Genomic DNA, 26,536 nt, shown 5'->3' on the forward strand with positions numbered 1-26,536 from the left:
ATAGTCACTTCCGCTTTAAGAAAGGGCGGCTTTCACCCTTTTATTCCAAAGATGCAATCGCATCAATTCGCCTAATAATTCATCCCATGCAGTAAAAAAAGTATTCAAAAAAGTAACACCAAAATTAACAGGCGTTCATCAGCAGTACGTGAACCACTTAAACATTAGGAATCGTCATGGCAGAAGACAGCGATTTAGAAAAAACAGAACAGGCCTCGCCCAAGCGCATAGAAAAAGCGCGGGAAGAAGGTGATGTACCCCGCTCTCGCGAGCTGGCGACTGTTGCTGTGCTGTTCACTACCGGCATGACTGTACTCATGATGGGCGAACATCTTAATGCAGCATTAAAAACATCGATGAGTGCAGGCTTACGTTTTGATCGCCAGGCGGCTTTTGACCCTATCGTATTGCTGATGAAAACAGCCGATACACTTTATTCATTATTATTGGCGTTTGCACCGTTGGCACTCATCATAGTCTTTGTGGCCATTGCTTCGCCAATATTTATTGGTGGCTGGGTGTTTAGCGGTAAATCATTTATGCCACAATTTAACCGCCTTAACCCAATAAAAGGCCTGGGCAATATTGTTTCTAAAAGATCAGCCGTAGAACTTATTAAATCTATCGCTAAAGTAACCCTGGTAGGAACTGTGGCCTACTTTGTAGTTTCACATGATATTGAACCTATCCTTTCGCTTTCAATGTTGCCGCTAAAAACAGGCGTATCACTAATCAATGATTTGATGATTACAGGATTTTTGACGATTGTGAGCACATTGGTGTTTATTGCTGCCATTGACGTGCCCTACCAGCTCTACCAATATGCCCACAAACTAAAAATGACTAAGGAAGAAGTGCGTCAGGAATCTAAAGAAACCGAAGGTAACCCTGAAATCAAAGCCAAGATTCGTCAGCAACAACGTGAAATGGCTAGACGCAGAATGATGTCTGAAATACCAAATGCAGATGTTGTGATTACCAACCCGACTCACTATGCAGTAGCCATTAAATATCAGGATGAAGGTATGCGCGCACCTGTGGTAGTCGCTAAAGGTGCAGATGCAGTAGCTTTGAAGATTCGTGAAATAGCCACAGATCACAATGTACTTATCATGGAATCACCAAAGCTGGCGCGTGCCCTATATGCACACACAGAACTTGGCAGTGAAATTCCCGAGGCTTTATATTCAGCGGTTGCAGAAGTATTGGCCTATGTATTTCAAATGCGTATTTTCAAGAAAGATGGCGGCTTCCGCCCGGAAACGCCAACAACTGTGCCAGTACCAGATGCGTTAGATCCGCACAGTTTATTGCCGGCACCTAATAATATGGATGCAGGAGTACCTGCCTGATGAACTCGAGTAACTTACCTAGCTGGATGAAAACATTCGGCAGCCGCAATGTGGCAGCACCGCTGATTATCGTCTTGCTGTTAGCAATGATGATATTGCCATTGCCGGCCATAATGCTGGACGTATTGTTTAGCTTTAATATCGCCATTTCAATCATGGTGCTGCTCATCGGTTTGCAAACCAAAAAGGCGCTGGATTTTATTGCTTTCCCTATCGTTTTGCTGATGACCACCATGTTGCGCTTATCACTTAACGTAGCTTCAACCCGCGTGGTGCTGGCGGAAGGCCATAACGGCCCAGACGCTGCGGGTAAAGTGATTGAAGCATTTGGTCACTTTTTAATCGGTGGTAACTACACTGTCGGTATCGTGGTATTCGTGATTCTTACCATCATCAACTTTACGGTTGTCACTAAAGGTGCTGGCCGTATCGCTGAAGTTGGCGCACGCTTTACTTTGGACGCAATGCCAGGTAAACAAATGGCGATTGATGCTGACCTGAACGCGGGCTTGATTGGCGAAGATGAAGCACGCCGTCGCCGCGCTGAAGTAAGCCAGGAATCAGAATTTTACGGGGCAATGGACGGTGCAAGTAAATATGTACGTGGTGATGCGATCGCCGGCATCATCATCATCATCATCAATATCGTAGGCGGTTTAGTGGTCGGTATCGTACAGCATGACATGTCGTTTGCTGATGCGGTTAAGAACTATACAATGCTGGCGATTGGTGACGGCTTAGTCGCTCAGATTCCTTCACTCATTATCTCAGTGGCAGCCGGTGTGGTGGTATCTCGCGTCGCCAATAATGAAGACATTGGCGGTCAGTTAGTCACACAATTATTCTCTAATTCTAAAGTGGTTTACATTACTGCCGCTATTCTCGGTGGCATGGGCGCAATTCCTGGCATGCCACACTTTGCATTTCTACTATTGGCAGCAATCTTGGCTGGCATGGCTTATATCATCGCGGAACAGAAAAAAGCAGCCGATGCTGAACCTATCGTTGAAGAAAAAGTTGAAGTAATCTCTGGGACAGAAGAAGCCAGTTGGGATGATGTGACACCGGTGGACGTAGTTGGTCTTGAGGTTGGTTATCGCTTGATTCCGCTGGTAGACAAAGCTCAAGGCGGTGATCTGCTTAAACGTATTAAAGGCTTACGCAAGAAATTTGCCCAAGAAGTTGGCTTTTTAGCGCCTACAGTACATATTAGAGACAATCTTGAACTCAAGCCTTCAAGCTATCGCATCACATTAAAAGGTGTAGAAATTGCCAGCGGAGAATCTAATTTTGGCCAATATCTAGCCATTGATCCCGGCATGGTATCTGGCACATTGCCTGGTGCTGTGACTACAGACCCTGCATTTGGCCTGCCAGCGGTGTGGATAGATAGCAACGTGCGTGACGAAGCGCAAAACATGGGCTACACAGTAGTTGATGCGGGCACTGTGATTGCTACGCATTTGAACCACATCATCTCATTACATGCTGCCGAATTATTAGGTCGCCAGGAAGTACAGCAACTGCTGGACCATATCAGCAAAGATGCACCCAAACTGGTTGAAGACCTCACGCCAAAACTGTTATCACTCTCTGTCATTCAAAAAGTGCTGCAAAACTTGTTGACTGAAGGCGTGCATATTCGCGATATGCGCACGATTGTTGAGACATTATCTGAATATGCAACACAAACACAAGATACCAGCGAACTGACAGCCGTTGTGCGTGTTCAGCTTGGCCGCGCCATCGTACAGCAATTATTCCCTACCGGAAATGAAGTCACAGTAATGACCTTGGACAGCAACCTTGAACGCTTGCTAACACAAGCCATGCAAGGTAATAGCACTACAGGTTCTGCCATTGAACCTGGCATGGCAGAAACGCTATCAAGACAAGCCGAAGCTGCAGCTAAACAGCAAGAACAAATGGGAATGACGCCAGTATTGCTGGTATCAGCCCCGCTGCGCGCTGCGCTTTCTAAATTTTTACGCCGCGCTATCCCGCATCTTCGTGTGCTATCTCACGAAGAGTTACCAGATTCAAAAACCATACGTGTCACTAGTCTTATTGGAGGTTCAGCATGAACATTAAACGTTTTTTCGGAAAAAACTCACGCGAAGCACTAAGCATGGTGCGAAAAGAGCTGGGTGACGATGCCGTCATACTCTCTAACCGGGCAATGAATGGCGGCAACGAAATCATGGCCTTCAAAGAAGAAGACATGAACGCGATGGTTGCCAGAGAAGAAAGCCGAAATCATTCGGTGAGTAATGAGAGCATAGACCCACCTACGCTACTTTCACTACTGCATAAGAATAATAGAACACAGGCTACGAATATTCATGCCAATAGCAATGAATCTTTTACAACAGAACCTTTTACAACAGAACCTTTTACAACAGAGCCATTTACAACAGAGCCATTTTCAGCTGGACCTTTTTCAGCTGAAATAGATGATTATGATGAAATCGTTAAACGTGCTGAGTTAAAAAGAAATACTCCGGTGAATAAACCGTTAGCAGCGCAAAAACAAGTCGCTTCACAAGCTGCGACACAAGCAGCTCAGCCAAAACAGGCAAGCGCACAAGCCAGCCGTCCAGCGATGCCTGGACATCAATCAAACCTGCAAATGACTGAAATGCTGAACGAGATGCGCAATATGCGCAGTGTGATTGAATCACAACTCACTGCAATCTCCTGGGCAAATATTCAGCAACGTGACCCAGTCAAATCAAAAATATTAAGCAAGCTTTTATCTGCAGGCTTTAGTGCCGCGTTATCAAGACAATTGACTGAAAAAATGCCTGAAAACTTGGCTGAAGATAAAGCAACCGCATGGATTAAAGCCATACTTGCCATCAATTTAAATACCATAGAAAACGAAACAGAAGTGTTAGACCAAGGCGGAATTTTTGCCCTGATAGGCCCGACAGGAGTAGGTAAAACCACCACTACTGCTAAGCTGGCAGCCCGTTATGTGATGAAGCATGGCACGCAAAATTTAGGCATTATCACGACCGATGCCTATCGTATCGGCGGTCATGAGCAACTTAGAATTTACGGAAAGATTCTTGGCGTGATGGTGCATGCCGTTAAAGACGAAGCTGATCTGAAAATTGCACTGAATGAACTTAAAAACAAACACACTATATTGATTGATACCGTTGGCGTTAGTCAGCGTGACCGCATGGTAGCTGAACAAATCGCCATGCTTTCAAGCACTAATTTACCTGTAAAAAAACTGTTATGCCTGAATGCAACCAGTACAGGCGAAACTCTGGCGGATGTGATTAAAGCTTACAAACGCAAGGGATTGGATGGCTGCATCATTACAAAACTGGATGAAGCCGCCACCATTGGCAATGCCTTAGATGTGGTCATCAGAGAAAAACTAAAACTATTTTACGTGGCTAACGGGCAACGCGTGCCGGAAGATATTCATCTCGCCAATAAAGCGTATTTGATTCAGCATGCATTGAATCTAAAATCCGTCAGTAATCAACCATTCCAGTTTCTGTCAGATGAGCTGCCTTTTGTCATGGGCAACACAGTAGGCAATACCATGCCGACTCAATTCGCGGGGATGAGCCATGTCTAATTTTCAGAACGATCAAGCCGCAGGTCTACGCCGTATCATGGCGGCACCAAAGCCTAGAGTAGTGTCTATTATTTCTGCGGCGTCTACCCATGACCAACCACGCATGATGACAAATCTAGCAGCTTCAATAGGCAATCAAGGGTGTGATGTGCTGATTGTGCATGCTTCACAAGACTCACGTGAATCAGGCTACGGTACAAACAAGTTGCCGTCCTTATTTGATGTGGTGGATGAAGGGTATTCTGTGGCGAACGCTGTTGCAAGCTCTAGCCAAGGCTTTTACGTAACTAAGCTCATGCAAAAAAATCAGTTTAATACATCGTTAGAGAGTGATGTAAGCAAGCAGGTTAACCATATTTTTAACGAGCTGGCGCGTCAGTATGAAATTGTATTAGTAGATGCAATGCTAAATGAAAATCACCTATTACCATTAAAAATTCTTAATGAAGGTGAAATTATTATTCAGTTAACGCGCCAACCAGAATCCATCAAACAGGCCTACACACTGATCAAGCGAATATGCAGCCAGTTAGGCAGACGCGCATTCGGCATTATTGTTGATGAAGCCACCGATGCTCAGGCGCAAATCGTGTTTCGTAATATCTCTCAGGTTGCAAGACGATTTATGCAAATCGAATTAGAGTTTTTTGGTGCGATTCCTAATGATGACCATGTTAGCCGTGCCGCCAAACTTGGGCGTACTGTGATTGATGCGTTTCCAATGGCATCCGCTTCAAGCGCCTTTAAACAGATTGCTCAACGCTTAGACTATAAAAATAGTTTTGACGCTGGCATCAAGCAGGCATCATTTACCTAGGTTAGAGGAACACTATGTATACCGTTCATGGGAAAAAAGATCAAAAAGACGAGTTGCTGAATAAGCATGCTGTTCTGGTAAAAAAACTAGCCTATCAACTCAAGGCAAAACTGCCGCCCAGTGTAGAACTGGATGATTTAGTACAAGCTGGCATGATGGGTTTACTGGATGCAATCAATCGTTATGAAGATACGCACGGCGCCCAGTTTGAGACCTATGCAGTACAAAGAATCAGGGGCGCTATGCTAGACGAATTGCGCAGTGCAGACTGGCTGCCACGCAGTGTTAGAAAGAATATGCGTGACGTAGAAACAGCCATCAGTCAGCTCGAACAGCAGCTAGGCAAACCCCCTACTGAAAACGAAGTGGCGAAAAAACTACAGTTATCGCTTGATGATTATTATGAAATGCTGGGTGACAGCAGCGGTCATCAGCTTATTTATTATGAAGATTTTCATGATTCAGAAAATGGCGAGCATTTTCTGGACCGTTTTAATACAGACAATAACAGCGGCGACCCAATCAAAAGCTTATTAGACGGCGATTTTCGTGATGCGCTGGTTGGCGCTATCACCGCACTGCCTGAACGGGAAAAAATACTGATGGGCCTTTATTACGAACAAGAACTTAACCTTAAAGAAATTGGTGCTGTGATGAATGTGTCTGAATCACGCGTTTGCCAATTACATAGTCAGGCCGTTGCCAGACTGCGTGCAAATCTAAAAGAGAAATCATGGACTGGAGCAGTTTAAGCGGCTTAGCCATTGCCTTAATCGGCATACTGTTAGGGCAAGCCATCGAAGGCGGGCAAATAGGCTCATTAATCCAGCCTGCTGCCTTTTTGATTGTTATGTGCGGCACTTTTGGCGCGGTGTTATTACAAACAAACTCCAAGAATTTTATCGCTGGCTTGCTCATGGTGCGTCAGGTGTTTTATCCGCCTGCCGATGACAGACAAGCGCTCGCCAATCGTATCAACGTATGGAGCCATTTCGCCCGTAAAGAAGGCATTTTTATGCTGGAGCCTTATTTGAAAAAAGAAACAGATTCTTTTATCAGGAAAGGCTTACAACTCATGATAGATGGCACACCACCAGAAAAAATACGGCAAGTGATTGCTATTGATATACACTTTTTCGAAATTCAGCAACGCAATGCCGCAAAAATATGGAATGCAGCAGGAGGCTATGCACCCACTGTCGGCATTTTGGGTGCTGTGCTTGGTTTAATTCATGTCATGGAAAATCTTTCAGACCCTAGCAAACTTGGTAGCGGTATCGCGGTGGCATTTGTTGCCACCATCTATGGCGTAGGTCTGGCAAACCTGGTGTTCTTGCCCATTTCAAATAAACTGAAAGCATTGATACAACATGAAATGATGCGTCGCGAAATGTTATTAAACGCATGGGTTTCTATCGCCAGCGGCGATCACCCCAGAGTTGTTGAAGAACGTCTGTTAGCCTACCTGCGATAGTCTAAAATAACTTGCCGCTGAAGCTATTATGATTAGAAGACCGCCCCCAGAAGACGACGAAGAAAGCACGGACCGCTGGCTGGTTTCTTATGCCGATTTCATCACGCTGCTATTTGCCTTTTTTGTGGTGATGTATTCTATTTCATCGGTCAATCAAGGTAAATATAACGAATTAACGTCTTCCATGGGCACTGCTTTTACTGGCGGAAGCGCTTCAAGCCAGTTAAAGATAAACACCAAGCCAAGCCCAGGCGCCGATAGCAAACTTAAAGGTCAGCCATACTCAATGATTAAACCGCTGCCACTCTCACATCTTTACAATGAAAAAATGCGCCGTGAGCGTGAGGCTATGACTGGCATGGGAGTCGATCTATCCAACAAGCTTTCACCACTCATTAATGAAGGTAAAGTACGTGTGGTACAAAACAACCGCGGTATTCGCATCGACATCAATGACAGTCTGTTATTCAACCCGGGTTCGGCAGATTTAGCGGGTGCAGCATCGGGCGTACTGAATGAAATTGCCCCGATGATAAAAGACAACCAGCGTCTGATTCAGGTAGAAGGCCATACCGACAATATCGCCATTCATAATGATACGTTCTTCTCAAACTGGGAGCTTTCTGCGGTACGTGCCAGCAGTGTAGTGAGAATGTTAAGCGAAGCAGGTATTGCAGACGGCAGGCTAAGCGCATTAGGCTTTGGCTCTACCCAGCCTATCTCTGAAAACGCAACCGTATCAGGTCGCGCTAAAAATCGTCGCGTGTCGATTATGATACTTTACGAAGCACAAAGTGAAGCGCAGAACCAGGCTGGATTTAGTCTGGAAATAACGCCACAAACAGAATCGCAAAAAATTATATCCCCCGATAAAACAAGCAATCCCTAGAAGAAACGCTGGACTCTGTCATCCCAGCCGTACCCTGAGCCTGTCGAAGGGTAGCTGGTATCCAGCCAAGCAACATGCCAGTCTTTGTAACGATTAAACTGGTGCATTACCAATATTGAGGTTTGTACTTCAACATCAATTAATTAATCCGATGATGTAGAAAATTACGCTTATCCGTCATACAAAGCCACCCTTCGACAGGCTCAGGGTACGGCGGGAATGAAGGGTTATTTAGCGGAATAGCTATAAATCCACACTTCCCAAACAATCAACCCTGCCTTAAAAGCACTTCAAACTGCTCAATAGGCACGGGTCTGCCAAAGAAATAGCCTTGATAATGTGTGCAGCCGTTGTTCAACAGTAAGCCCTGCTGCTCTTCTGTTTCCACCCCTTCGGCAATCACATTTAAGTTCAGGGTATGCGCTATGGCAATAATAGTACGCACAATGGCTTGGTCGCTGCTATCAACAGCAATATCGCGCACAAATGACTGGTCAATTTTCAACTGATACAAGGGCAAGCGTTTGAGATATTGCAGTGATGAGTAGCCAGTGCCAAAATCATCTAATGAGAAGCGAATGCCAACCTCTTTTAATTGGTTCATGGTGGCAACGGTGTCCTCAATATTATCCAGCAACATACTCTCAGTCAGTTCCAGTTTGAGATTCATCGGGTTAATATCATAACGCTGCACTGCATCTTGCACTTGATTGACAAAGTCTGCCTGGCGGAATTGTTTAGCGCTGACGTTAATTGATAAAGTCAAATCACGAGTGATTTCATCACGCTCCCAGGCTTTAAGCTGGGCGCAAGCGGTATCCAGTACCCATTGCCCTATAGGCAATATCAAACCAGTCTCTTCTGCCAGTGGGATGAAATGGAAAGGTGAGACTAAACCATGTTCAGGATGCAGCCAGCGAATAAGCGCCTCCGCACCCATTGCGCGACCCGAGATATCGACTTGAATCTGGTAATACAGATGCATCTGATGTTTCTCAATGGCTTTGCGTAATTCACGCTCAAGATCCACACGTGTATTGATGACTTCTTGCATCTTGGGGTCAAAGAATCGAATGGTGTTGCGACCCGCTTTTTTCGCCTGATACATGGCAATATCAGCATGTTTCAGTAACTCTTCTTGAGACTGATTGTGATTGCTAAACAGCGCCACGCCAATACTAGGGGTACAGTGGTACTCATGCTGACCAAGCTGATATGATTGATTCAATGAAGTCAGAATCTTTTCGCCGACCATTTCAACCTGCGTCGCCGCCTCAACAGGGTCTTCGCTTAAGTCTTCCAGCAGCACCACATACTCATCACCACCTAGACGAGCCACAGTATCACCTTCACGTACGCAGGCCGTCAAACGCTCTGCCACCTGCTGGAGCAGTAAATCGCCAACATCATGTCCCAGGGAATCATTCAGTGTTTTAAAGTGGTCAAGGTCTAAAAACAGAACTGCGCCATCTCTACCTGTTCGGCCACTAAATACCAAGGCTTGGTTGAGCCTATCCACCATCAGGCGTCGATTGGGTAAACTGGTAAGCGAGTCGTAAAATGCCAGGTGCTTAATTTCCTCGGCAGCGGCCTTGTTCATCGTAATGTCAGTCAAGGTGGCTACATGGTTGGTCACCACACCATAGGAATCTTTCACCACGGTCACGGTAAGATGTTGTGGAAACACTTCACCATTTTTACGTCGGTTATACACCTCACCCGCCCAGTGGCCCGTGGTATGCACACACTCCCACATTGCATCATAAAAGCCTTCAGTATGCTGGCTAGAGCTTAGCAAGCGCGGAGTATGACCAATCGCCTCGTCAACAGTGTAGCCAGTAATGTCACAGAATGCTTTATTCACTTTTAAAATGATATTTTTGGCATCGGTCACCATCATGCCTTCTTGAGACTCAAAAGCAATAGAAGCAATACGCAAGTCATCTTCTGCACGCTTACGTTCAATGGCGATACTTGCAAGATTCGCAATTTGTTCAATCATCGCAATATCAGTATCCGAAGCCGTGTGTGCCTGGCGATGATAGATAGCAAATGTACCCAGCACTTTCCCGCTAGAAGCAAAGATAGGCTGCGACCAACATGCACCCAGACCAGAATTTTGCGCTAACTCTTTATAGTTCTCCCAATAAGGGTGCGTTGCAATATCACTCACAATGACACGTTTACCGGTAAAGGCGGCGGTTCCACAGGAGCCAACACCCTCGCCAATTTCAACTCCGTCAATCGCTGCATTATAAAAAGTAGGCAAAGTCGGCGCGGCGGCACTCATAAGATGCTTGCCATCGGCATCTAGCAACAAAATGCTACAGAGCATGTCGGGGTTACATTTCTCCACCCCCAACACAAGTGACTCAAGAATACTATTGAGTTTCATATCCTCAATGAGTAGCTCAAGTATGCGGCTACGGAACTGCTCAAACATCTCGGCGCGCTTACGAACATGAATGTCACGTGCAAAGCCAACTGTACCCACTACATTGCCATCTATCGTCACTGGTGATCTATAGGTTTCAAACCAAACTGGTTTTCCATTGATTTGTACAATCTCTTCGGTGGACTTTACTTCCAAACCATTAATAACAGCGATATCATCTTCACGGTATTTCTTCGCTAATTCCCGCGGCCATATCTCCAAATCAGACTTACCCGAAACCTGTTCTTCAGACGCAAAGCCGCCAGCTTTAGCAAATGCCTGGTTCACTGTGAGGTAACGATGCTTACTATCTTTCAACCAAACCATGAACGGGAAATTATCCAGCAGCGAACGCTGATAACCTTCACGCAACTGCATCATTTGCTCTGCTTGCTTAAGCTCTGTGACATCTTCAAGTGTGATGCGTAATACCGGCTGTTCAGCTTCGTCATCCATACGCAAACAATTAAGTTTAGCATTGAATAATGAGCCATCATCATGCATAAGCCTTAGCTCCAACCCTAGTTCCTCGCCACCCTGCAGTTCTTTCATCATGGCAAACTGGCGACGCCAGCGACCTTTATCATCCTCAGCCACAAATTGCTCAAACCGATGCTGATTAATCTGTTTGCGAGATAATCCCAGCAATGCTGTCACCCTCCAGTTAACCTCGTCAATCATGCCGTGCTTGTTCACAGATAAATATCCAATAGGCGCAAATTCATACAGATCCACATAGCGCTCATGTGATTCCTGCAGGGCTACCTGAGTCTGTTTTAGCTTTTCTTCTGCTTGCTTACGCTCAGTAATGTCCTCTTGCGTACCTATCATGCGCAAAGCCTTGCCGTCGTCGCTGTGACTGACCACCATGCCTCGACTCAACATCCATTTATAGCTCTCGTCTTTGCACTTCAAGCGATATTCAACGACATACGCATCAGACTTGCCATCCATGTAGTCTAGTCCTGCATTTAACACCCTATTCTTATCCTCCGGGTGAATACGCGTTATCCATTCCTCACGACTTGGTAAAATATCGTCTTCAGCATAACCTAGCATTTCAATCCAACGTTTAGAGTATTTAGCTTCATTGGTTTGAACATTCACATCCCATACGCCATCGCCTGCGCCTTCAATTGCAAACTTCCAGCGATATTCGCTTTCGATTAAATCTTGTTCGGTTTTCTTGCGTTTAGTAATATCAACCACGGAGCCCACATAAAAAATAACGATGCCGTTAGTATCTTTTACCGCGGTGATAGTGAGCTGTTCAGGATAAATCTCGCCGTTTTTGCGCTTATTCCAAACTTCACCACTCCAAGAGCCAGTGCTATTAATAGTCGCCCACATCGCTTTATAAAAAGCGGCATCATGTCGGCCAGAACTAAGCATGTGCGGCGTTTGGCCGACGACCTCTTCAGCGGTGTAGCCAGTCGTATTGATAAATGCATTATTGACCCGAACCATTTTTTTATTAGCATCGGTAATCATAATGCTTTCTTGAGACTCAAAGGCCGTGGCGGCTATTTGAAGTTCAAGCTCTGAGTGTTTGCGTTTAGAAATGTCACTCGAGGTACCTACCATCCGCAAAGGTTTGCCATTGCTGCTTCGGCTTAATATGATGCCGCGGTCGAGTACCCACTTATAACTTCCATCTTTGCACAGTGTTCGGTATTCGCTTATATAAGTTGGTGTTCTGCCATCAAGGCAATCCTGCGCTGCGGCAAGCGTGGCCACCTTGTCATCTGGGTGAATTCGCGACTCCCAATCTTTCAGGCTATTGCCAACCTCAGCCTTGGAAAAACCGATTATTTCATACCAGGTTTTAGAGTAAGTGATTGTTTGTTCTACTTCGTTGGTATCCCACAGACAATCACCAAAACCTTCAATCGCAAATTTCCAGCGCAAATCACGCTCGGCCAAATCTTGCTCAATCTTTTTACGCTCAGTAATATCGACAACACTGATAATAAATCCATCTACATTACGATGCTGGTCTAAATTTGGAACAATGTGCACCAGCCCAAACATCTCTCCAAAATGTTGAATATTGGTCTTCACTTCAAAACTGGCAGACTCGCCAGCCAGCACTTTTTTGAGGTAAGGTTCTTCCTGTTTGTATAGTTCTTCACCTACAACTTCTTGCATGGTGCGCCCAATAATTTCTGAGAGGGGCTTACCAAAAAGTATTGAATAATGATGACTGACAAAAACGTAACGAAGGTTATTATCTACCCGGGCAAAAGTAATCGGTAGGTTATCCATGATAAATTGAAGATTGCTATCACTATCTCTAATTTTCTTGGTCATCTCGTCAAACGTTTGCGATGTTTTGGCGATTTCGTCGTCGCCTTCTATATTTGCATGGACATTCAGCTCACCTGAACCATACCTGCGTAAGGTATTTGCCAGTGTTTTTAAGCGATTAACAATATTACGCTGCACTGCCACTTCTATCAGAAAACCTATGAGCAACCCGCTAATAAGTACCAACGCCATTAATTCATAAAACAACTTGCGTAAAGGCGCCAAAATTTCATCTATTGGAATTAAGCGGATATACCGCCAACCAAGGCTCTCCATAGACGCATCAACAGCCAAATATTTGCGCCCCTGAAATGTCACAGCCTGATCATAGGAATGCGGTTGTGAATTTAGCTCCTTGCGGGCTAAGAGTATGGCTAATTCCGATTCTTTGCTTAAGTCTGGTTTAAAGCTTTGTGGATTGGTTTCCAGTGTTTTTTGCCATGGCCCGGCATCCATGTAATTACCTTGTGCATCAAGTAAAAAGTGTTGCTCCCCAGGGTAACGATTACTACTAGCGAGTAACTCAGGAAGCGCTTTACTGATGCTGATATCACGCCCTGCGTTACCAATCCAGCGACTATTGACATCAAGGGGTTTGATAACACTCACTATCCAGCTTTTAGATACTGGATCAAATAGCGGCGGTGTCCAGCGTATGCCTCGTTCAGGATTCGTTGCGGGGTCGCCCAAAGTGAGCCAAGGGGTTTTGGTGTAATCTGTATCTGCTTGCATCAACGAGACAAAGTCTGGATATAGATGGTCGTAGATAATTTCAGTTTTGCCGTGCGTGAGTAGCCAAATATTGCCAAAAGAAGTAGTAATTGAAGTGCCGAAAACATCCATAATCTGCTTACTGCGCAAGTGCAGAATTTTCTGTTCCGCATCCAGCGGGGCATCAGGCGGCAAAAAAATACCCGCTTCCAAATGTCCATCAAAACCATTAGCTTGGTTACGCCAGGCTTGGTCTGGGTCGCGTTGTATCAAACGATCAAAAGCTTTTTCTTCGCCAGCTTTAGGTGGTTCGGAGAGGGCTTTTTCGAGACTGCCTGATAATGCCTTCAGGCTAAGCTCATATCTCATCAAATTTTGTATACTTGATGTTACCAGCGTTTTAGTTTCAGCAGTTAATGTCGTTGTTTCAGTGGCCAGCAACTTCTGCTTTGTATACAGATAAATCGCCCCTGCAGAGGGTATAGTTACCAGTGCAACGCTAGCAACTACAGTTAAAAATAACTTACGGCCGATGTTCATTGCAGGTTTTTGCTACTTGGCGAAAAAATAGAAATTACTAAAGATTCTTGCAAGTTACACATCAACAAATAAGCACTATTTAAAATACTTAATCTTTTAATAGCTGTTGAAGTTTTACAACCTATGGGAAATATGAAGCAGGACTGGTTAAGGGTTACCAATGATGACGCCATGAATATGTGCCTAGGGATGTGCTGATTTATTCCCTCCCCCTTACAGGGGGAGGAGTTTTGATTGGTTGAATAAATCAGCGTTTCCCTAGCGGAATTTGCTATGGCTAGTGGCATAAACTGTAATGAAATGAAAAATTCTTTCAACCAATTCATCGCGCTTAAGTAACTGAGCACGCCCCTTTTATTTTTGCTTTTAAAAAAAGTTCAAATTTTTTGAATATAAAGACGCTATCGTGCTACTTTTTTAAAGGTAAGTCAACCCAAAGTGCCTACCGCTTTGCTGTTCTGGCTAATGAACAATTTAATTCCATTAAGATACCATAATTTAATGATTGACAACACTTAGGCCATTAAAGTTGAGCGTGAAGTAGCGTATGATTTTGCCTGACCGCTTTTACTATAAACATCACCAGCGCCAGAATTACCTTGCAGGTGATTAAGTAATTGTTGATTTCGACTGAAATGCTTGCTAATCAGCATGCCATTCAGCCGATTCATTTCTTTGGCTTGGCTGATTGATTGTTGAAATTTATCCCACGCCGCGTTTAGGGCTGGTTTTGTCTGGCTTTTGAGCCATGCAGTCATTCCTGATTCATTTTGCTCAAAACCGCTTGCTGCCAGGGCTGCATAACGACTTTTTGCAGCTGTATTAATATGTTGCAACAATTCGGACTTTTCTTCCATTAACACTTCTATCGCATCTACATCCACCATTACCAAGCTTGATTGCTCGCGCGTTAATAGTTCCAGCAGATTGTTCACTAATTGTGCGTCTTGCTCAAAAGTGATTACTTGATTAGAAGTCGTTATGTTCATGTTGTCCTCATGATTTTTGAGTGGTTAGCAAATCTTTCACGGTTGCAATAAGGCCATCGGCCACTTTTTCAGCGTCTACTTTAAATTGGCCGCTTGCAATAGCCGATTTAATCGCATCTACTTTTTCGGCATCAAATACGCTGCTGCTGGCTACTTTAGCTTCCAGTGATTTCAACTGGGCTGATAGTGGTGATAAGGTCACGCTCTCAGCTGGCTTGATATCGACTTGTGCGGCCTGAGCATTTTTACCTGCTGAATCTAATTTCCCTGCACCCGCTTTATCAACGCTTGACTTATCAGCGCCTACAGCAGCTACATTTTTGATTGAGTCATTAATTTTCATGATGTTCTATCCTTTTTCGCTAAAGTTACTATGCGTATTAAACGCATCCATATTGCTTATATCGGCATAGTTTAAGCGAACTTTAATACTTTGTGAGTTTTTTATTGAATCCTGTTTATTTAAAAACTGACATCAATAAACTTGGTAGGAGCGATCTTTAAAATTGTGAAAAAAACGTGGCTTACACGCCCTATCCCATTCGCTCCTACAATAATAATCGTATCTCTAAAAACCCACCTCTACCTGCCCGCCATTTCTGGCAATGCCCGTCACCACCTGACCACTGGCCACTTTAACCTGTACAACCTGGCCTTCATTCGCCTTAGCCATCGCGAGCCCTTCAGCCGAAACACTAAAGCCGCTGCCTTTTGTGGTCAGCATCACGGTTTGACCTTGCTGAACCACTGGTGCTATTTTCAACATTTCTTGCCTTAGCACGGTGCCAGCATTCATTGAAATATTGACAGTGCGGCCGATGGCCTGCGCTTGGTCGGTAAAAACACCTGCCGGCAACTGCGTTAAGTCACCACTTTGAAACAAAATATCTTGACTCGTTACCACCTGACCTTGCGCTAAGGGTGAGGCTGCCACCAAATATTGTGCGATTACATTGACTGTTGCCTGCACATAGATGGTCCACACATTAGGCGCATTACAACGCACGCCTACACTGGTTTTACCCCATGCTTTGCTGCCAGTTGGCATAAATACCTGTACATCCGGGCATTGTGCTAACTTCAAATTTGAATCTATCGCACCGGCCTGTACGCTCACTTTACCTGGATAACCTATGGTTTGTGTTTCTAAAAATTCGATGATTTTAGTTTTTACTATCACTAAGTTTTGCTTAGCTATTGGCGCAGGTGTTGATGCAGGTACAGATTCAGCAAAACATATCGAGGACACCATTATGCCCGCCAGCATGTATATCAGTCCTTGTATATTTATTCGATGTATATTTATTCGGTGTATATTTACTCGAAAACGACCCTTGCCATCATACATATTGAATTCCATTCTTAATGGTAAAAACTCAATATGCATTCTACGACTGCACCTAAATAGCAAAACTAAGAAAAGGGCTGGATTTACCCTTTTACTTTCACAATTAAAGCTACTAGTTTAAACCTAGACTAGCACTCATATAAGTTATCGGCAAAAAGTGGCATTTCTTTAAAGATGTTTTTAAAAAAATTTCACGAGCTGTTACGAAAGGATTTCATTATGAATAGATTAGACGATGCTTTTAGTTTTCATCAAAACGTATTAAGGGTGCGTGGCCAGCGCCAGGAGTTAATCGCGGCAAATATCGCCAATGCGGACACACCTAATTACAAAGCACGTGACATAGACTTTAAATCTGCCATGCAAAGTGCAATAGCGGGTGTTAGTCGAGAAGCTTTTAAAACGACTAAAACCTCAGAACTTCACATGGATAGTTTACCTGCCAATTCCAACATCTCCAGTGGCGCGCCAGGTGCAGCCATGTTTCGCCCCATTATTCAAGGCAGTGTAGATGGCAATACGGTAGATATGGATGTAGAGCGCAACCAGTTTGCCGACAATGCGATTCGCTATGAAGCTAGCTTAAACATGATCAACGGCCAGCTCAAAAAAATGCTATCGGCGATACAAGGTCAATAAAAACTTATTTTGACAGGAGAAAAACATGTCTTTATTTAACGTATTTAATATTTCCGGTTCTGCCATGAGCGCGCAATCGCAACGCTTAAACGCGGTAGCCAGCAACCTTGCCAATGCGGATAGTGCAACCAGTGCCAACGGCACACCTTACAAAGCCAAGCAGGTTGTTTTCAGTGCTACGCCAACAGCCTCTCAGGATGCCAGCGGCGTTAAGGTACTTAGAGTAGTCGAGGATTCTTCACCTGGTAAAGTGGTGTACGACCCTAAACATCCGCTGGCCAATGAAAAAGGCTACGTCACCATGCCAAATGTCAATGTGACCGAAGAAATGGTGAATATGATTTCTGCCTCACGTGCTTACCAAAACAACGTAGAAACTATGAATGCAGTCAAAACCATGCTGCTTAAAACTCTGTCCATGGGTCAGTAATAAACTGACCTGTATTAAAGTTCAGTAATAAACTGGCCTGTATTAAAGCTCAGTAATTACTTAAACCATTGACGCTTAAAAATTAAAAGGTAAACAACATGACCACTGTACAAAACACCACAAACACAGCTTCACAAGCCTTGCTGGATAGTGTTAATGGCAAGAAAAATACAACGACATCGAATGTGAACGAAACTCAGGACAGGTTCATGACTCTGCTGGTCACGCAGATGAAAAACCAGGATCCGCTAAACCCAATGGATAACGCGCAAGTGACTAGCCAAATGGCACAGTTATCTACAGTCACAGGTATCAATAAGCTCAATAGCACAGTGGAGTCACTCATCGGTAACGTGCAAACAGGCCAGTCGTATCAGGCCGCCAATATGATAGGCCATAACGTACTGGTGCCTGGCAATGCGGTCAGCACCACAGGCACTGGCGGTTATTTTGGTGTAGATCTGCCGATAGGTGCAGATAAGCTCACCGTCAGCATTAAGGATTCCGCAGGTGCCACGATTAGAACGCTTAAACTTGGTGCGCAAGATGCCGGCAGTTCGCCTATCAACTGGGATGGCTTTACTGATGATGGCGCAGTAGCAAAAACCGGTAGCTATAAATTTGAAGTAGCAGCAACTATATCTGGTCAGACGGCTGCCGCTGAAGGACTTAATTACGCACAAGTAATGAGTGTTTCCAACAGCACAAGTGGTATTAAATTGAATTTGAGTAATTTAGCCAGTGTAAGTACCAGTGACGTGAAAGAAATTTTCTAACATTACAAAACCAGTACATGTCAATCACCATTATTAACACCACTATTCACACCATTATTAAATAGAAACAACAGGAGAACAGCATGAGTTTTCAACAAGGTTTAAGCGGTTTAAATGCAGCGTCAAAACAACTGGAAGTCATCGGCAATAACGTATCTAACGCTAACACGGTGGGGTTTAAGCAATCGCGCGCGGAGTTTGCCGATGTGTTTGCTAATTCACTCAATGGCAGTGGTGCATCACAAATCGGTATTGGTACTAAATTAGCCAATGTCGCCCAGCAATTTACCCAAGGCAACGTGACTGGTACCAACAACTCGCTTGACATCGCCATCAATGGCGGCGGGTTTTACCGCATGAGCAATAACGGTGCGATTACTTATTCTAGAAACGGTCAGTTCCAGATGGATAAATTTGGCTATATTGTAGATGCCGAAAACAAACGCCTCACAGGTTATGCTGCCGACGCTTCAGGTAATCTATCAACTGGTGCGCCAGCAGAACTCAACATCAGTACGGCAGATTTACAGCCTTCAGCCACCGCCAAAGTAGTCGGTTTAGTCAACATGGATTCACGTGGCAGCACACTCACTGCAGCGGGATTTAACCCCACTGACCCTACCACTTATAACAACTCAACGGCTGTTACTACATTTGACAGCCTGGGCAACTCACATACCTTACAAAGCTTTTTCGTAAAAACCGGGCCAGGTGTCTGGAATGTATACACAACAGCGAATGGCGTATCTACCACAGTGCTGCCAGCACCTACCGCCACGCTGACTTTTACTGGCACGGGCATGTCCCCCACCAGCGTACCAGCTAGTCCAACACCAGTCTCTTTCCCTGTCACCACTGGGGCAACAACCCCACTTAATCTGACAATGGATTACTCAGGCAGCACCCAGTATGGTTCTAATTTCAGTATTAACAGTTTATCGCAGGATGGGTTCACTTCTGGTCGTCTGGCAAGCTTCAATACAGGGGCAGATGGCACCATTGTTGGCCGTTATACCAACGGGCAATCTAAAACACTAGGGCAAGTGGTACTGGCAAACTTTGTTAATCCTAATGGCCTGCAATCTCTAGGCGGCAACGCCTGGTCTGAAAGTGCTACTTCGGGCGCACCACTGGTTGGTATTCCAAATACTGGATTACTGGGCGTATTGCAATCATCGGCTCAGGAAGATTCAAACGTGGACCTTACCGCAGAGCTGGTCAATATGATTACAGCACAGCGTGTTTATCAGGCCAATGCTCAAACTATTAAGACGCAGGACCAGGTATTGCAAACGCTGGTTAATCTGCGTTAGAAATTGAGTTGTGAGCACGCTACGTTCGCGATCTAAAGATCGCTCCTACAAAAACCTGCCGTGGTAGGAGCGATCTTTAGATCGCGAATGCGGTGCTGAATAAACTATAGCAACAGAGGAGAAAAAAATGGATCGCATGATTTATACCGCAATGACAGGTGCAAAACACATACTTGAACAGCAAGCCACCACTGCGCATAACCTTGCCAACGTCACATCTACCGGCTTTAAGGCACAAGTGGATTCGTTCAGGGCTGTGCCTGTTATGAGTGATGGTTTGGCGACGCGCGCCTTTGTGGTGGACTCTACCGTAGGTGCCGACTTTAATCCTGGGGCTATTCAATCAACTAACCGCGAGTTAGATGTGGCGATTCAAGGCAAAGGCTGGCTATCTGTTCAGCGTGCTGATGGTTCTGAAGGCTACACCCGTAACGGTTCACTTAAAGTGAGTGAAAATGGTGTGCTGCAAACAGCAACAGGGTTAACAGTATTAGGCGATGGCGGCCCTATCAGCCTTCCGCCTGACGTTGCAGTGTCCATTGCCAAGGACGGCACTGTGTCATCAATCTCGACTGGCACTCAACCCGGGCCTTCCAATGTGCTGGGCCGTTTAAAGCTGGTAAATCCGCCAGAGGCAGACTTGGTGCGTGCCGAAGACGGGTTGTTTGTGACAAAAAATGGCAATCCGGCTGAAGCAGACACCAATGTGCATGTAGTGAGTGGTGCTTTAGAAAGCAGTAACGTCAATGTGGTAGATGCCATGGTGACAATGATTAGCCTGGCCAGACAATTCGAAATGCAAATGAAACTGATGCAAAGCGCTGAGAATAACGCCAATAAAGCCGCTCAACTCCTCAGTTTGAGTTGAAACCTGTTGGATTAACATTGAGTTATAAGATTTTAAAATAAATCAGCAACAAAACAGCTGGTTTTTAACGGCTAGTTTTAAACCGGCAGCTAATTTTTGATCAGAACAAACTGATAAGCGCAACTAACCCAGCTCCGCTGGCAAGTATTGCTAATCAGAACAAACTGATAAGCGCAACTAACCCAGCTCCGCTGGCAAGTATTGCTAAAAGGAAATAAAATGATACGCTCACTATGGATTTCAAAAACTGGCCTTGATGCCCAACAAACTCAAATGGACGTCATTGCCAATAACTTGGCAAACGTCAGCACCAACGGCTTCAAGCGTTCACGCGCGGTATTTGAAGACTTGCTCTATCAAAATATCCGTCAGCCTGGCGCGCAAAGCTCACAACAAACACAGTTGCCATCTGGCCTGCAATTAGGTACGGGCGTACGACCGGTCGCGACAGAGCGCATTTTTACGCAAGGCAATTTACAACAAACAGGCAATGACAAAGATGTTGCTATCAACGGCGCAGGCTTCTTTCAGGTATTGCTGCCTGATGGCACCGCGGCCTATACACGTGATGGTTCTTTTCAGGTAGATAGCCAAGGTCAGCTGGTGACTTCCAGCGGATTTCCTGTACAACCTGCGATTACTATTCCAGCTGGCGCAGAAAGCCTGAGTATCGGTCGCGATGGTACTGTTTCAGTGACTGTTGCAGGGTCAACTGCCGCCACACAGGTGGGGACATTGCAACTTTCAACATTCATCAATTCCGCCGGCCTACAGGCTAAAGGCGAAAACTTATATGTGGAAACCAGTGCATCCGGCAATGCTACTGCAAACGCACCTGGCGCTAATGGCGCGGGTTTGCTAACACAAAAATATGTTGAAACTTCTAACGTTAATGTAGTGGAAGAACTGGTGAACATGATTCAAACCCAGCGCGCTTATGAAATCAACAGCAAGGCGATTACAACCTCTGACCAAATGTTGCAAAAACTAACGCAGATGTAATTCTGCGTAAATAAAACTTGAGCAAGTAAAAATTAGAGTGTCAAAAACTTAAAGAGTCGATTATGTTGAATAGCAACAATCATCAAGCAAGCAATATGTCATTAGCTGGTCTAAAAGTTGGCCGTTTTTGTGCGCGACTTTTCTCTGGAAAACTTGTTTCCGTGCAACGTGCATTGATTGGCATGTTATTGGCTTCAGGTTTACTTGTAACGGGCTGTGCAATTACGCCTGATAGCATCGTTAAACAGCCTATGACAGCCAAGCCAACTGCAGTTGTGCCAGCTAAAGCCAGCAACGGCGCGATATTCAACTCTGCCGCTTACCGCCCTTTATTTGAAGACAGACGTCCTCGCTACGCAGGCGACATTGTCACAATTAACATTGTAGAAAACACTTCTGCCACCAAAGTTGGTGAAAGCTCTGCCAGCAAAGACGGCAAAGCTGAAGGCTCCATTATCAGTCTGCTAGGAAAACCGATGCCTAAGGCAAGCGTTTCTGGCACTTCATCACTTTCTTACAAAGATAAGGCCGATGAAAAATCCAGCAATGTGTTCAATGGCTCGATTACTGTCACGGTGATTGAGGTGTTGTCTAACGGTTACTTAGTGGTTAGTGGTGAAAAACAGATTTCTCTGGATAAAGGTACCGAGTTTGTACGGTTTTCTGGCGTCATCAATCCTGACAGCATTACTGTAGGTAATTTTGTACCCTCTAATAAAGTCGCTGACGCCCGCATTGAATATAGAACCAATAGCAAGATTGATGCGGCTAGCATTGTATCGATGCTTGCGCGCTTCTTCTTGAGCATTGCCCCACTGTAAGGGTTACTTATGATGCATGATTATTTAAAATACGCTTATCACCTTATCCATAAAAATCGGCTGGATAATTTATTCGTTTTGTTTTTATGCAGCTTGATGTTCATTCAGCCAGCTCATGCAGAAAGACTGAAAGACTTGGCTACAATTCAGGGAGTTAGAAACAACCAGCTCATGGGATATGGCTTAGTGGTCGGTTTAGATGGCACTGGTGACCAAACACCTTATACCGTGCAAAGTATGATTAGCATGATGCAGCAAATGGGCATTAACTTACCTGCTGGCACCAGCGTGCAAATGAAAAATGTAGCCTCGGTAATTATCACCAGCAGCCTGCCTGCCTTCGCCCAGCCTGGACAAACCCTGGATGTAACGGTTTCGTCTATGGGCAGTGCAAAAAGCCTGCGTGGCGGCACGCTACTCATGACACCACTCAAAGGTGCTGACGGCCAGATTTACGCCATGGCGCAGGGTAATCTGGTGGTAGGTGGTGTCGGTGCCTCAGCCAATGGCAGCCAAACACAAATCAATCATCTCAGCGTTGGACGTATTTCCGATGGCGCTACGGTAGAACGCGCGATTCCCAACACACTAAGCCAAACTGACAATGTAAATCTAGAGCTCAAAGAGTCTGATTTTTCTACTGCAACTTTAGTCGTAGACGCCATTAACCGCCGCTTTGGTCAAAATACCGCCTTTGCGCAAGATGGCCGTGTCATTCGTGTGCAGCCACCTGCCAATAGCAGCCGCGTAAGTTTTCTGGCCGCGCTGGAAACCATCAATGTTGCGCCAGCAGCTACCACTGCCAAAATTATTTTAAATGCACGCACTGGTTCAGTGGTGATGAACCAAGCCGTAACACTGGAAAATTGCGCTGTATCTCATGGCAATTTGTCAGTCGTTATCAATACAGACCCTGTTATCAGCCAGCCAGGTGCACTATCTAGCGGCCAAACGGTCTCAACCGCCCGCTCTCAGATTGAAATCAATAAAGAGCCGGGCAAGGTATTAAAACTTAATAGTGGCGCAAATTTATCAGACGTCGTAAAAGCCCTAAACGCGATTGGCGCGACGCCACAAGACTTACTTGCCATATTGCAAGCGATGAAAGCCGCAGGCTCATTACGCGCAGATTTGGAAGTCATCTAACATGATAAATCTAAGCATGATTACTATAGAGCATTTGTTATGATAAATGGCGCTGATCTATCTGGAAAAGTAGCCTTTGATGCCAACGGTTTAAATAATCTTAAGCAGGCTGCAAAAGAAAATTCGCCTGAAGCCATAAAAGGCGTAGCCAAGCAGTTTGAGGCTATTTTTATGAACATGATGCTGAAAAGCATGCGTGAAGCCTCACCGCAAGATAGTCCGTTCGATAATGAGCAAAGCCGTACATTCACTGCTATGCTTGATCAGCAGCTGAGTAGCAACCTGGCCTCAAAAGGGCTGGGGCTTGCAGATGTGCTTGCCAGACAGCTTAGCAAAGGCGGCGATTTTGCAAACAACACTATGGAACAGGCCGTTACAGATGTGCCGCCTAACATAGGAAGCAACTCATCGTTTAACAATCCAATCATCAGCAATCCCCTTGCACCATCTCAAACCAGATTAACTGAAAGCAAAATAGAACAAAAAACTGTACCCACTTATGCATTCCCAGCAGTAACCAATTCACTTACTAGCAATCCGTCTAATAGTTCTACTGAATTTAAAAATCGCATGGCACATCATGCAGCAGAAGCTAGCCGTGCTACCGGTGTGCCTGCCCACCTGATGCTGGGTCAAGCGGCTCTGGAAAGCGGCTGGGGTAAACGTGAATTAAAAGGTGCGGATGGTTCACCAAGCAACAACCTATTTGGCATCAAGGCTACCGGCAACTGGGAAGGCAAAGTAGTTGAAGCGACTACGACTGAATACATCAATGGCGTTAAACAAAAGCGTATCGAAAAATTCCGCGCCTACGATAGTTATGCAGACTCATTCAAAGATTTTGCCAATATGATGAGTAAGAATCCGCGCTACGAAAAAGTGATGGCTAATTTAGATGATGTGAACGGCTACGCACAAGCGATGCAAAAAGCAGGATACGCCACCGACCCAAATTACGCGACCAAATTAGCCAGTGTGATACAGAAAGTTTCACCCTAATTTATTAACCCCTAATTTATTAACATAAAACAGATAAATAAAAATGCGGCCTAAAGTTTTCGATTTTTATACCGTCATCATAGATATACACGAGTTTTTAATGAGCAAACATCATGGCCTCTAACATACTAAGCATAGGTAAAAGCGCACTTTCTGCCGCTCAAGTCGGCCTCAGTACCACTGGGCACAATATCGCCAACGCGTCTACGCCTGGCTATTCCAGACAAGTGATTGTTCAGTCAGCTGCGCAATCACAAAACTTTGGCTATGGTTATGTAGGCCAGGGTACTGAAATATCTGCCGTAACCCGTGTTTATAACGAAATACTGGCCAAACAAGTCGTCAGCAGTCAATCTGTGAGTGCTGGCATTAATGCCTATAGCACACAGCTTAACAGCATAGATAATATGCTCTCTGACGCTGCCGCAGGCATTAATCCTGCGATGAATGATTTTTTTGGCAGCGTACAAGATTTGTCGGCGAATCCAAGCGATATTCCTACGCGACAATCCATGCTGTCTAATGCGCAATCTTTGGTAAACCGTTTTCAAAGCGCCAGCAGCCGACTTAATGAGATTCGTGACAGTATCAATACACAGCTCACCTCTACCGTGAGTTTGGTCAACACCTATGCCAAACAGATTGCCAGCTTGAATGATGTGATTGATAAAGCCATCAGTGCAACGGGTAATCCGCCAAATGACTTAATGGATCAGCGCGACCAACTGGTATTAGAGCTGAGCAAACAGATCAAAACCACGGTAGTCCCACAGAACCAAGGCAGCTATAACATATTTGTCGGTAATGGATTGCCATTGGTTGTGGGAGCTGATACCTATGCACTGACAACGGCTAGCAACCCTACCGACCCCAGCCGCCTGGAAGTAGCCTATCAAAGTAAAACTAAAACCACCATTTTAGGCGTAGATAGCCTGCCTGGCGGTACGATAGGCGGTTTATTACAATTTCGCGCAGAGTCTCTCGATGCTGTACAAAATCAGCTAGGACAGATTGCGCTCGTACTCGCTGAGACTTTTAATACCCAGCATGCCCAAGGCCTTGACCTTAACGGCAAACCCGGTGGCGCTTTATTTACCATTCCAACGCCGGTGGTTAGCAGCAATAATGACAATACCGGCAATGCCGTTGTAAACAGCCAGATTGTAGATGCACGTTCACTTACCAGCAGTGATTATCGCCTGCAGTTTGATGGCAGCAATTATAAGATTACCCGCCTAAGTGATAAAACCGTACAAAGCTTTGCCAGCCTGCCTCAAACATTAGATGGTTTAAGCTTCAGCCAAGCTTCAGGCACCATGAATGCAGGCGATGACTTTGTAATTCGGCCTACGCAAAATGCAGCTACCGGCATTAAACTGACAATTACCGATGCCAGCAAACTGGCTGTTGGCGGACCAGCGTTAAGTTCAGCAACCTACATTACCAATACAGGCACGGCAACTATTAGCAGCCCAACTGCTGCCAGCAGTTATTCATCCAGCCCGATGGTTGGTGCACTTGGGCTAACCTATAACTCTGGTATACCAGGTACGCTGACACTTGCGCCTTCTTCACAACCAGTGACAGTGACTTCTGGCGGTACCAGTACTACTTTCCCTGCCGGCGCAGCGGTCACTTATACCAGTGGTGCAACCATTACTGTGGGCGGTCTAAGTTTTGCTATCTCAGGGTCACCAACAAATGGTGATCAGTTTAACATCACACCGAACATCACTAATGGGCCAGGCGACAACCGCAACGGGCTCTTACTAGCGGGTCTGCAAGGACAAAGCACCGTTCAAAGTACCGGCAGCAACAGTAAAATCAGCTACTCCAGCGCGTTTAGCCAACTGGTCAATAATGTAGGCAATAAAACTCGAGAATTAAAAGTGACAGGCGCTGCAGAGGCCAAAGTACTTGAACAGGCCACCGCAGCAGTGCAGTCTGAATCTGGCGTGAATTTGGATGAAGAAGCGACTAACCTTCTACGTTACCAACAGGCTTATCAAGCTGCAGGAAAAATGATGCAAATTGCCAGTCAGCTGTTTGATGTCCTGCTTCAGTTAGGCAGATAGCGTAAGCT

General features: G+C 45.1%; 21 protein-coding genes. 17 read left to right on the forward strand and 4 right to left on the reverse strand.

Annotated features, from left to right (window positions below; translation table 11 throughout):
- Positions 1–176: 176 nt before the first annotated feature.
- Genes flhB through motD form a run of 7 tightly spaced genes read left to right on the forward strand, consistent with a single transcriptional unit; the run spans position 177 to position 8,130 of the window.
- Complete coding sequence (gene flhB, locus Q8J82_RS11410; RefSeq protein ID WP_305328341.1) at positions 177–1,352, forward strand: flagellar biosynthesis protein FlhB; 1,176 nt, start codon at positions 177–179, stop codon at positions 1,350–1,352.
- Positions 1,352–3,436 (forward strand): flagellar biosynthesis protein FlhA, encoded by a 2,085-nt coding sequence (flhA, locus tag Q8J82_RS11415; RefSeq protein ID WP_305328342.1) that lies wholly within the window; start codon positions 1,352–1,354, stop codon positions 3,434–3,436. Before flhB ends, flhA begins: the two co-directional genes overlap by 1 nt.
- On the forward strand, positions 3,433–4,950 hold the full coding sequence (gene flhF / locus Q8J82_RS11420) for a flagellar biosynthesis protein FlhF (RefSeq protein WP_305328343.1): 1,518 nt from the start codon (positions 3,433–3,435) through the stop codon (positions 4,948–4,950). Before flhA ends, flhF begins: the two co-directional genes overlap by 4 nt.
- Positions 4,943–5,767, forward strand: a complete 825-nt coding sequence (locus tag Q8J82_RS11425; protein WP_305328344.1) for a MotR — start codon at positions 4,943–4,945, stop codon at positions 5,765–5,767. Before flhF ends, Q8J82_RS11425 begins: the two co-directional genes overlap by 8 nt.
- Before the next feature lie 14 nt (positions 5,768–5,781).
- The gene (locus tag Q8J82_RS11430; protein WP_305328345.1) at positions 5,782–6,519 is read left to right on the forward strand and encodes an RNA polymerase sigma factor FliA; all 738 of its coding nucleotides are present in this window, start codon (positions 5,782–5,784) and stop codon (positions 6,517–6,519) included.
- Entirely contained in the window at positions 6,501–7,241 is a 741-nt protein-coding gene (locus Q8J82_RS11435) for a flagellar motor protein (RefSeq protein ID WP_305328346.1), read from the forward strand. The genes Q8J82_RS11430 and Q8J82_RS11435 overlap by 19 nt, the downstream gene beginning before the upstream one ends.
- 28 nt (positions 7,242–7,269) lie before the next feature.
- Positions 7,270–8,130, forward strand: a complete 861-nt coding sequence (gene motD / locus Q8J82_RS11440) for a flagellar motor protein MotD (RefSeq protein ID WP_305328347.1) — start codon at positions 7,270–7,272, stop codon at positions 8,128–8,130.
- Between the two features lie 268 nt (positions 8,131–8,398).
- On the opposite strand, the gene Q8J82_RS11445 is transcribed toward motD, so the two are convergent.
- The 4 genes from Q8J82_RS11445 to flgA form a co-directional block, all read right to left on the reverse strand.
- Positions 8,399–14,122 carry a PAS domain S-box protein gene (locus Q8J82_RS11445; protein ID WP_305328348.1) on the reverse strand — a complete coding sequence of 1,908 codons (5,724 nt, stop codon included), beginning with the start codon at positions 14,120–14,122 and terminating at the stop codon, positions 8,399–8,401.
- Positions 14,123–14,637: 515 nt separating this feature from the next.
- Entirely contained in the window at positions 14,638–15,111 is a 474-nt protein-coding gene (locus Q8J82_RS11450; protein ID WP_305328349.1) for a flagella synthesis protein FlgN, read from the reverse strand.
- Between the two features lie 7 nt (positions 15,112–15,118).
- On the reverse strand, positions 15,119–15,454 hold the full coding sequence (flgM, locus tag Q8J82_RS11455) for a flagellar biosynthesis anti-sigma factor FlgM (protein ID WP_305328350.1): 336 nt from the start codon (positions 15,452–15,454) through the stop codon (positions 15,119–15,121).
- A 225-nt stretch (positions 15,455–15,679) separates the two neighbouring features.
- Positions 15,680–16,378, reverse strand: a complete 699-nt coding sequence (flgA, locus tag Q8J82_RS11460) for a flagellar basal body P-ring formation chaperone FlgA (protein WP_305328351.1) — start codon at positions 16,376–16,378, stop codon at positions 15,680–15,682.
- A gap of 300 nt (positions 16,379–16,678) precedes the next feature.
- Here flgA and flgB point away from each other — a divergent pair, with 300 nt between their 5' ends.
- The 10 genes from flgB to flgK all read left to right on the forward strand — a co-directional run bounded on the left by flgB (position 16,679) and on the right by flgK (position 26,528).
- The gene (flgB, locus tag Q8J82_RS11465) at positions 16,679–17,098 is read left to right on the forward strand and encodes a flagellar basal body rod protein FlgB (RefSeq protein ID WP_370868649.1); all 420 of its coding nucleotides are present in this window, start codon (positions 16,679–16,681) and stop codon (positions 17,096–17,098) included.
- A gap of 25 nt (positions 17,099–17,123) precedes the next feature.
- On the forward strand, positions 17,124–17,528 hold the full coding sequence (gene flgC / locus Q8J82_RS11470) for a flagellar basal body rod protein FlgC (protein WP_305326316.1): 405 nt from the start codon (positions 17,124–17,126) through the stop codon (positions 17,526–17,528).
- A 98-nt stretch (positions 17,529–17,626) separates the two neighbouring features.
- The gene (locus Q8J82_RS11475; RefSeq protein ID WP_305326315.1) at positions 17,627–18,304 is read left to right on the forward strand and encodes a flagellar hook assembly protein FlgD; all 678 of its coding nucleotides are present in this window, start codon (positions 17,627–17,629) and stop codon (positions 18,302–18,304) included.
- An 83-nt stretch (positions 18,305–18,387) separates the two neighbouring features.
- Entirely contained in the window at positions 18,388–19,617 is a 1,230-nt protein-coding gene (gene flgE, locus Q8J82_RS11480) for a flagellar hook protein FlgE (protein ID WP_305252023.1), read from the forward strand.
- A gap of 127 nt (positions 19,618–19,744) precedes the next feature.
- Entirely contained in the window at positions 19,745–20,485 is a 741-nt protein-coding gene (gene flgF / locus Q8J82_RS11485; protein ID WP_304891558.1) for a flagellar basal-body rod protein FlgF, read from the forward strand.
- A gap of 219 nt (positions 20,486–20,704) precedes the next feature.
- Positions 20,705–21,487, forward strand: a complete 783-nt coding sequence (gene flgG / locus Q8J82_RS11490) for a flagellar basal-body rod protein FlgG (protein ID WP_304891557.1) — start codon at positions 20,705–20,707, stop codon at positions 21,485–21,487.
- Positions 21,488–21,669: 182 nt separating this feature from the next.
- The gene (locus Q8J82_RS11495) at positions 21,670–22,308 is read left to right on the forward strand and encodes a flagellar basal body L-ring protein FlgH (RefSeq protein WP_304891561.1); all 639 of its coding nucleotides are present in this window, start codon (positions 21,670–21,672) and stop codon (positions 22,306–22,308) included.
- 96 nt (positions 22,309–22,404) lie between these two features.
- Positions 22,405–23,454, forward strand: coding sequence for a flagellar basal body P-ring protein FlgI (locus tag Q8J82_RS11500; RefSeq protein WP_304891560.1), 1,050 nt, complete (start codon positions 22,405–22,407; stop codon positions 23,452–23,454).
- A gap of 39 nt (positions 23,455–23,493) precedes the next feature.
- The gene (flgJ, locus tag Q8J82_RS11505) at positions 23,494–24,453 is read left to right on the forward strand and encodes a flagellar assembly peptidoglycan hydrolase FlgJ (RefSeq protein ID WP_305326311.1); all 960 of its coding nucleotides are present in this window, start codon (positions 23,494–23,496) and stop codon (positions 24,451–24,453) included.
- Positions 24,454–24,566: 113 nt separating this feature from the next.
- Complete coding sequence (flgK, locus tag Q8J82_RS11510; protein WP_305328352.1) at positions 24,567–26,528, forward strand: flagellar hook-associated protein FlgK; 1,962 nt, start codon at positions 24,567–24,569, stop codon at positions 26,526–26,528.
- The last annotated feature ends 8 nt before the right edge of the window (positions 26,529–26,536 follow it).

This window comes from Methylotenera sp., assembly GCF_030684185.1.
Classification (GTDB): domain Bacteria; phylum Pseudomonadota; class Gammaproteobacteria; order Burkholderiales; family Methylophilaceae; genus Methylotenera.

Bases quoted from the DNA above. Each gene is read 5' to 3' on its own strand.
- flgG (WP_304891557.1), top strand. From the start codon at position 20,705: ATGATACGCTCACTATGGATTTCAAAAACTGGCCTTGATGCCCAACAA.
- flhA (WP_305328342.1), top strand. From the start codon at position 1,352: ATGAACTCGAGTAACTTACCTAGCTGGATGAAAACATTCGGCAGCCGC.
- flgA (WP_305328351.1), bottom strand. From the start codon at position 16,378: ATGCTGGCGGGCATAATGGTGTCCTCGATATGTTTTGCTGAATCTGTA.
- Q8J82_RS11500 (WP_304891560.1), top strand. From the start codon at position 22,405: ATGTTCATTCAGCCAGCTCATGCAGAAAGACTGAAAGACTTGGCTACA.
- Q8J82_RS11475 (WP_305326315.1), top strand. From the start codon at position 17,627: ATGACCACTGTACAAAACACCACAAACACAGCTTCACAAGCCTTGCTG.
- flgM (WP_305328350.1), bottom strand. From the start codon at position 15,454: ATGAAAATTAATGACTCAATCAAAAATGTAGCTGCTGTAGGCGCTGAT.
- Q8J82_RS11435 (WP_305328346.1), top strand. From the start codon at position 6,501: ATGGACTGGAGCAGTTTAAGCGGCTTAGCCATTGCCTTAATCGGCATA.
- Q8J82_RS11495 (WP_304891561.1), top strand. From the start codon at position 21,670: ATGTTATTGGCTTCAGGTTTACTTGTAACGGGCTGTGCAATTACGCCT.
- flgC (WP_305326316.1), top strand. From the start codon at position 17,124: ATGTCTTTATTTAACGTATTTAATATTTCCGGTTCTGCCATGAGCGCG.
- Q8J82_RS11430 (WP_305328345.1), top strand. From the start codon at position 5,782: ATGTATACCGTTCATGGGAAAAAAGATCAAAAAGACGAGTTGCTGAAT.
- flgK (WP_305328352.1), top strand. From the start codon at position 24,567: ATGGCCTCTAACATACTAAGCATAGGTAAAAGCGCACTTTCTGCCGCT.
- flgJ (WP_305326311.1), top strand. From the start codon at position 23,494: ATGATAAATGGCGCTGATCTATCTGGAAAAGTAGCCTTTGATGCCAAC.
- Q8J82_RS11450 (WP_305328349.1), bottom strand. From the start codon at position 15,111: ATGAACATAACGACTTCTAATCAAGTAATCACTTTTGAGCAAGACGCA.
- Q8J82_RS11425 (WP_305328344.1), top strand. From the start codon at position 4,943: ATGTCTAATTTTCAGAACGATCAAGCCGCAGGTCTACGCCGTATCATG.
- flhF (WP_305328343.1), top strand. From the start codon at position 3,433: ATGAACATTAAACGTTTTTTCGGAAAAAACTCACGCGAAGCACTAAGC.
- motD (WP_305328347.1), top strand. From the start codon at position 7,270: ATGATTAGAAGACCGCCCCCAGAAGACGACGAAGAAAGCACGGACCGC.
- flgE (WP_305252023.1), top strand. From the start codon at position 18,388: ATGAGTTTTCAACAAGGTTTAAGCGGTTTAAATGCAGCGTCAAAACAA.
- flgF (WP_304891558.1), top strand. From the start codon at position 19,745: ATGGATCGCATGATTTATACCGCAATGACAGGTGCAAAACACATACTT.
- Q8J82_RS11445 (WP_305328348.1), bottom strand. From the start codon at position 14,122: ATGAACATCGGCCGTAAGTTATTTTTAACTGTAGTTGCTAGCGTTGCA.
- flhB (WP_305328341.1), top strand. From the start codon at position 177: ATGGCAGAAGACAGCGATTTAGAAAAAACAGAACAGGCCTCGCCCAAG.
- flgB (WP_370868649.1), top strand. From the start codon at position 16,679: ATGAATAGATTAGACGATGCTTTTAGTTTTCATCAAAACGTATTAAGG.